The sequence below is a fragment of the Gordonia shandongensis DSM 45094 genome (assembly GCF_000423025.1).
Taxonomy (GTDB): domain Bacteria; phylum Actinomycetota; class Actinomycetes; order Mycobacteriales; family Mycobacteriaceae; genus Gordonia; species Gordonia shandongensis.
Map to the genome: position 1 here is coordinate 1 of NZ_AUHE01000024.1, position 6,377 is coordinate 6,377.

The following is a 6,377-nucleotide window of genomic DNA, read 5'->3' on the forward strand; positions in this document are numbered from 1 at the left end:
CAGCAAACTACCGTCCTCGTTGGCCAGAACGATCACCTGGGACCAGGGCGCGGAGATGTCGCAGCACGCGGCGTTCACCACTGCCACGGGTATCCCGATCTACTTCTGCGATCCCCACTCGCCCTGGCAGCGCGGGAGCAACGAGAACACCAACGGCCTGTTGCGTCAGTACCTGCCCAAGGGCACTGACCTGAGCGCCGTCACCCGCGAGGAGTTGGACGCGATCCAGGACAGCCTCAACAGCCGACCGCGCAAGACTCTGGGCTATCTGACACCATCAGAGAAGCTCGCAGAGCTTCTTGCGCCCACCGCTTGAATCCGCCATCTCGTTCGCCTTCCGCAGCTCCGAAACCTCCTTCTTCAGCCGCTTGATCTCCGCGGCCGCGTCGGTGGTGAGCCCGGGCTTCACGCCAGCATCGACCTCGTAACGGCGCTGCCACAGACGCAGCGTCTCCGGGCTCATTCCCAGCAGGCCTGCGACGTGCCGGATAGCGCTCATCATCGTCGGGTGCGACGGTCTCGTCTCCGCGAGCATCCTGAGCGCACGGTCACGCATCTCCGGCGAATACTTCCTGTTCATGATGATCCATCCTTGCTTGAAGAACGGAACGAAAGCCAGGCCGATTCATCATGCTGATGTCGGCCAGGCAGTCACCGCTGACGATCAAGCTGGTGGTCAGGTCCAGAAGGATCTTCGCCGGATCGTGCGTGGCCAGGGGTTTACGCCACGGCGCGAGCGCAGTCCGTAGAGCGTCGGTGAGACCGGAGATCTCGGCGGTGCCGGTGGCCAGGACGCTGCCGCCATGGGTGATGATGCCAACGCCGTCGGCGGTGGCCTGAATCTGCGGGTAGAACACGGTAGAGTTCTTCACCAGAAAGGTGCTCCTCGCCTTGCATGTAATTGGAGTTTCGCAACAACAATTATTGCAGGTCAGAGCACCTTTCTTCATCAAATCAGCAGATCAGATGCATTCGGCGATGAAAGCGCGAGGCTAGGTACCCGGACTGCAGACTCGCCCGAGTCGATGGCGTCCAGCAGGGCTAACCCTAGGGTTTCCTCCGCAGAGCTCGCCCCGTCGCGGTGTCGCCGATGCCGTCGACGAGGCCCGAGTAAAGCACCTGACCACCATGGCGGCCAGGCCCCGGGCCGAGGTCGATGAGCCAGTCGGCCATGCGGATCACCTCAAGGTTGTGCTCGATGACCACGACGGTGTGGCCGTTGTCGATGAGGTCGTCGAGCACCGACCCGAGTCCCGCGATGTCGGTCAGGTGCAGCCCGGTCGTCGGTTCGTCGAGAAGGTAGATGCTGGGCTCGGGTGCGTCCCTCAGCTCCTTCGCGATCTTCACCCGTTGCGCCTCACCTCCCGACAGCGTGTTGAGCGGCTGTCCGAGCGTGAGATACCCCAGTCCAACCCGCTCGAGGTGGACGAGCCGCGACCGTATCGCCGGCTCATCGAACCGAGCGATGGCCTCGCTAACGGTCAAGTGCTCGACGTCGGCAATGGACAGCCCGTCGACGGTGTGGGAGAGCGCTTCAGTTGTGAACTTCGTTCCCTGGCACGTCTGGCACGTCGTCTCCTGCCCGTCCATGAACGCGAGGTCCGTGTAGATGACGCCCAGCCCCTGACAGGTGGTGCAGCCACCGTCCGAGTTCGCGCTGAACAATCCAACGGGCGCACCCGTGTTCCTTGCGAAGACCTTTCGCAGCGCCTGCGCGATACCTGCGTAGGTGACCGGCGTCGAGCGACGGTTCGCCGCAACCGGCTTCTGATCGATCGTGATCGCCCCGTGCTGGCCGACGAGGTCGGCCGCGAGACTCGACTTCCCGGATCCGGCGACCCCGGTGAGGACCGTGAGCACCCCGCAGGGAATATCGACGGTGATGTCGCGGAGGTTGTTCGTCCTGGCATTCACGATCGTCGCCCACCCGACCGGCTTTCTGGGCGTCGACCTAGTCGGTATTCGTGCCTTCAACGCTTGGCCGGTCGGTCCATCGGAGTCGAGTAGAGCGCGGTAAGTGCCCTGGAACACGAGTTGACCTCCCGCGTTGCCGGGCCCGGGACCGATCTCGATGATCTCGTCGGCTCGGGCCATCACGGCGGGATCGTGTTCGACGACGAGGACGGTGTTGCCGCGGTCGCGGAGGCGGCAGAGGAGCTCGACCATCGCATCGACATCGTGGGAGTGGAGGCCCACGGTCGGCTCGTCGAAGACATAGAGCATTTCGATAAGGCTTGAGCCGAGATGCTTGACGGCCTTGATGCGCTGGGACTCTCCGCCGGACAACGATGAGGTCGCGCGGGCGAGGTGGAGGTAACCGAGTCCGATGGTGACCATTGCGTCGAGTCGCTCGAGGAGAGCGGCGACGACGCTACCCACCTCGGGCCGGTCGATACCGGCGATGACGTCGCGGAGTTCGGGGATCTCGAGCCCCGACAGTTCGCCGATGGTGCGGCCGTCCACGGTGGCACTGCGGGCAGCCTCCGTGAGCCGTCCGCCGTGACAGCTTGGACATGTCGTCGAGTGCGTGAATTCGGCGATAGTCTTCCGCTTGCGTTCGGAGAGAGTGTCGGAGGTCCGCAGGTAGATCCGTTCGAAGCGCTCGACCACTCCTTCGTAGTCGTTCGGCATCTCGACGCCGAGCGCCTGCACGCTGGATCCTCCGTAGAGAAGGGCGTCGATATGCTCCTGTGGCCAATCACGCAGTGGTGAGTCGACGGCGAAGACGCCGATCTCCGCATACTTCTTGTACCAGTACTGGCCCTCCCCGAAGCCAGGCAGGGCGATCGCCCCTTCGTCGAGGGAGCGATCGCGGTCGAGGAACTTCTCGACTTCGGGGGCGACGACCTCCCCGATTCCCGTACAGGTCGGGCACATGCCCGACGGGTCGTTGAAGGAGAACGCCGAGGACTCGCCGACGTGCGGCTCGCTCAACCGGGAGAACAGGAGGCGCAGGTAGGTCCAGGTGTCGGTGATCGTGCCGACGGTCGACCGGGCATTTCCGCCGAGCCGTCGTTGGTCGATGAGGATCACGGGTGAGAGTCCCTCGATTCTGCCGACGTCGGGCCGCGTCCACCTCGGCAGCCGATTGCGGGTGAACGGCGGGTAGGTCTCGTTGAGCTCCGCACCGGCCTCGGCGGCGATGGTGTCGAAGACCAGCGAGGACTTTCCCGAACCGGAGACACCCGCGATGACGACCAGGCGACCGCGGCGGATATCGAGGTCCAGATGATCCAGATTGTTGGTCACGGCTTGTCGGATCCGAATGGCCTGCTCAGTCATGGCTCCGAACGTATGACAAGATCCGGCCGGATCCTGACCGTATTTCGCGACATACTGGCGGCATGGCCGACGTGACTCGACGAATGCTGGATCTGCTCACTCTGCTGCAGACCAAGCGACGATTCACCGGTGGCGAGCTCGTCACTCGGCTCGGTGTGAGCGAGCGAACCGTCCGCCGCGATATCGACCGGCTCCGGGAGTACGGCTATCCAGTCGATGGCACTCCCGGGCCCGGTGGCCACTACGGGCTCACCGCCGGCCGCGCGATACCTCCATTGATGTTCGACGATGAGGAGGTCGTCGCAATCATGCTCGCGCTGGCAGCGGGTGCGGGCGCTGATCCGGGCGAGCCCGGGAGTATCGGAGGGGCGATGATGCGGGCATACGGAAAGCTCGATCAGGTCCTGCCGGCGCGCCTGGGGCTGAGCGCGGCGGCGGTGAGGGCGAGCGTTGAGGCGGAAGCGGTGCGTGCGCCGACCGTTGACATCGCCGACATCGCACTGATCGCCACCGCCATCCATGAGCACCGAGAGCTCGAGTTCGTCTATCGCCGAGGCGACCGAACGACCCACCGACGAGTCGAACCGCATCGCCAGGTCCACCACCTCTTGCGCTGGTACCTCGTCGCGTGGGATCTCGACAAGGATGATTGGCGGGTATTTCGCACGGATCGAATCGACGGCCTCGGCGTGCGCACCTCAGCATTCGAACCGCGGCCGATGCCGGCGGACGCGGCACTCGGCCTCGTCAAGGCAGGGGTGAAGCGCTCGAGCCGCAGGGCGGTGGTGACGGTCGAGGCCTCGGTCGACGACGTCGTCGCCGCGCTGGCCTTCCAGTCGATGGAGACTGAAGCATTGGGCAGCCGACGGACGCGAGTGACTCTGCAGTGCGAAGACTGGCACTGGCTGCTGTTCATCCTCAGCCATCTCGAGAACGCCTTCGCGATCGATGAGCCCGTCGAATGGTCCGAGGACATCAACCGCTTTGCGGCATCAGTCCGAAGATGATGAGCCAGCAGTGCGGCTCTGATCAGGCGTTCCGGCGAACGCAGGCTCTACCATTGCGCGGCGGCTGCGGGCGAGGACCACGCACGGATCATTCCTTGAGCTTCCCGACCCGCGGTCAGTGCGTCACCCCTGCGACCACCACGTCGACGAGCCGCTTGACGTACGCATCGTCGACGGTGAGATCACGCACGAGTGCGTGAAACCAGATGTTGCCGGCGATCAGGTCGATCACCATGGCCGGGTCAGGCTCCGACCCGGCAGGGAATTCGCCGCGCGCCACAGCTCGTTCGAAGATGACCTGTTCGCGTTGAAGTCGGTCGACGAAGAAGGCTTGCGCAGCTGCGCCGGTGGCCGAACTGCCCGGGATCGCGACGACGATTGCGGCGATGATTCGCTGTGTTCGAGGGTCAGCGAGGAGTCTGGCGACTTCGCGAGCGAACTCGAGGAGGTCACCCCGGAAGCTGCCCGTGTTTGGAACGGCGAACTCCAGACTGGGCGCATTCACGAGGGCGTCGGCAAGAACTTCCCCCTTCGTCGCCCAGGCGCGGTACAGCGTGGTCTTGTTGACCCCCGCTTTCGCCGCGATGCCTTCCATGGTCAGTGCGTCGTACCCGTGGTCCCCGAGTAGTTCGAGAGTCGCCGAGTAGATCGCCTCCGCCTTGCGGGGCCGTGATCCGGTCCTGTCCATGCACTCGACAATACCCATTGTGCAACGATCCGTTGCAATCTGCGCGATTCGCGTGCTATCCATGATTGCAACGCACCGTTGCATATGGAGGTTGAGCATGGACCATCCCGTTCCAGTCGTGCTGATCCACGGCATCAGACTGTCCGGCGGGTGCTGGCAACAGCAGCAACGGCTGCTGAGCAGCCGCACGAGCATCGCACCCGACCTTCCCGGCCACGGCGCACGACGAGGCGAAGTCTTCACCCTCGACGCCGCCGTCGACGCCGTGACGGCGGCGATCGACCGAGTGGGCGGGCGCGCCGTGGTCGTCGGGCATTCACTCGGTGGGTACGTCGCCGCAGACACGGCCGCACGTCACCCCGAGAAGGTGGCCGCGCTGGTCGGGTTCGGGTGCACCCTCACCCCGAACAAGGCGCTGTTGAGGGTATTCGCGCTGGCCGACCTCGGCCTCGCGAAGACATCGGACTCTGCTCCGTGGTCAATGCGTCGACTACTGCGTCGCGCCCTGCCCGCGGAGATCGCCGAGCCGGTCCTCGACGCCGGCATCGCCCAAGGGGCGGTACCGGCGGTCCTAGAGTCGTTGGCGACCTTCGACCCCGTGGACGCCTTACGCAAGTATCCGGGCCGGACTGCCCTGGTCAACGGCGGCCGCGATCACTTTCGCCTCGGCGAACGTCGCTTCGCCGACGCGGCTCAGAACGGCGGGATCCACGTCGTTCCGGGCGCCGGTCACTTTCTGCCGCTCACACACGGCGACGTCTGCGCCCACATCATCGAAGACGTCGCGGCTCTCGCGGACGTCACGCCCGCGACCACCGCATCAGGAGGATGCCTGAACCGTGTTGGGTTTGATGGACGGTAGGAATCCGGAAGGTACCCGCCATCATGGCAGCCCCCGCTGATCACCTCGCTGTGGTTATCGCCGCCGCCGCTGACGACTACGCCGGGCAAACATTATGGGCGACGATCGGCGGGGCTGCGCTCACGGTCGACGACCTTGCAATGATCACGCTCGGACCCGGACAACCATTGCCCCGCTTTGTTCATCCCGAGGTGTTCGATCGGCTCATCCGGCCGGGAGCTATTGTCAAGACCTGTGGATGAGGTTGTTTCAGGCAGCCTCCTGCTGGTCGGGTGAGACGGTGCCGGGTTCGACGAGTTCGCCGTTTTTGAAGGTAGCGCCGGCCCGGACGAGAGCGACGAGGTGGGGTGCGTTGACGGCCCGCCATTTCGTCTGTGCGGCTTCGATGAGTTTGTAGGCCATCGCCAGTCCCGCGGCCCGTGAGCCGGGGCCCTTGGTCACCTTGGTGCGCAACCGGACCGTGGCGAAGGTCGACTCGATCGGGTTGGTCGTGCGCAGATGAATCCAGTGCTCGGCCGGGTAACGGTAGAACTCCAGC

General features: G+C 64.7%; 8 protein-coding genes and 1 pseudogene. 4 read left to right on the forward strand and 5 right to left on the reverse strand.

The features are described 5' to 3' along the window. The coding region (locus tag G528_RS0114330) for an IS30 family transposase (protein WP_026919567.1) at nucleotides 1-316 on the forward strand (316 nt) is incomplete at its 5' end. Here G528_RS0114330 and G528_RS0114335 read toward each other — a convergent pair. From G528_RS0114335 to G528_RS0114345, 3 genes are all read right to left on the reverse strand, one after another. Beyond that, nucleotides 278-580: a transposase gene (locus G528_RS0114335; RefSeq protein WP_026919568.1), complete on the reverse strand. Its 303-nt coding sequence runs from the start codon at nucleotides 578-580 to the stop codon at nucleotides 278-280. The genes G528_RS0114330 and G528_RS0114335 overlap by 39 nt on opposite strands. After that, nucleotides 549-872 carry a transposase gene (locus tag G528_RS0114340; RefSeq protein WP_169515286.1) on the reverse strand — a complete coding sequence of 108 codons (324 nt, stop codon included), beginning with the start codon at nucleotides 870-872 and terminating at the stop codon, nucleotides 549-551. The genes G528_RS0114335 and G528_RS0114340 overlap by 32 nt, the downstream gene beginning before the upstream one ends. Before the next feature lie 175 nt (nucleotides 873-1,047). Further along, nucleotides 1,048-3,282, reverse strand: coding sequence for an ATP-binding cassette domain-containing protein (locus G528_RS0114345; protein ID WP_026919570.1), 2,235 nt, complete (start codon nucleotides 3,280-3,282; stop codon nucleotides 1,048-1,050). Between the two features lie 62 nt (nucleotides 3,283-3,344). On the opposite strand from G528_RS0114345, the gene G528_RS17705 reads away from it, so the two are divergent. Beyond that, nucleotides 3,345-4,289: a helix-turn-helix transcriptional regulator gene (locus tag G528_RS17705; RefSeq protein ID WP_035720210.1), complete on the forward strand. Its 945-nt coding sequence runs from the start codon at nucleotides 3,345-3,347 to the stop codon at nucleotides 4,287-4,289. 115 nt (nucleotides 4,290-4,404) lie between these two features. Here the strand turns inward: G528_RS17705 and G528_RS0114355 are convergent, their stop codons facing one another. Further along, nucleotides 4,405-5,076: a TetR/AcrR family transcriptional regulator gene (locus G528_RS0114355; RefSeq protein WP_245569791.1), complete on the reverse strand. Its 672-nt coding sequence runs from the start codon at nucleotides 5,074-5,076 to the stop codon at nucleotides 4,405-4,407. Between G528_RS0114355 and G528_RS17710 the strand changes: the two genes are divergently transcribed. Further along, on the forward strand, nucleotides 5,075-5,839 hold the full coding sequence (locus G528_RS17710) for an alpha/beta fold hydrolase (protein WP_035720214.1): 765 nt from the start codon (nucleotides 5,075-5,077) through the stop codon (nucleotides 5,837-5,839). The genes G528_RS0114355 and G528_RS17710 overlap by 2 nt on opposite strands. A gap of 23 nt (nucleotides 5,840-5,862) precedes the next feature. After that, nucleotides 5,863-6,081, forward strand: coding sequence for a hypothetical protein (locus G528_RS18510; RefSeq protein ID WP_156890462.1), 219 nt, complete (start codon nucleotides 5,863-5,865; stop codon nucleotides 6,079-6,081). 7 nt (nucleotides 6,082-6,088) lie between these two features. Here G528_RS18510 and G528_RS0114365 read toward each other — a convergent pair. Continuing rightward, a pseudogene (locus G528_RS0114365) lies at nucleotides 6,089-6,377 on the reverse strand (IS256 family transposase); the annotation flags it as partial.

Coding starts and splice junctions, on each gene's coding strand:
- G528_RS0114335 (WP_026919568.1), bottom strand. CDS start 580: ATGAACAGGAAGTATTCGCCGGAGATGCGTGACCGTGCGCTCAGGATG.
- G528_RS18510 (WP_156890462.1), top strand. CDS start 5,863: ATGGCAGCCCCCGCTGATCACCTCGCTGTGGTTATCGCCGCCGCCGCT.
- G528_RS0114355 (WP_245569791.1), bottom strand. CDS start 5,076: ATGCTCAACCTCCATATGCAACGGTGCGTTGCAATCATGGATAGCACG.
- G528_RS17705 (WP_035720210.1), top strand. CDS start 3,345: ATGGCCGACGTGACTCGACGAATGCTGGATCTGCTCACTCTGCTGCAG.
- G528_RS17710 (WP_035720214.1), top strand. CDS start 5,075: ATGGACCATCCCGTTCCAGTCGTGCTGATCCACGGCATCAGACTGTCC.
- G528_RS0114345 (WP_026919570.1), bottom strand. CDS start 3,282: ATGACTGAGCAGGCCATTCGGATCCGACAAGCCGTGACCAACAATCTG.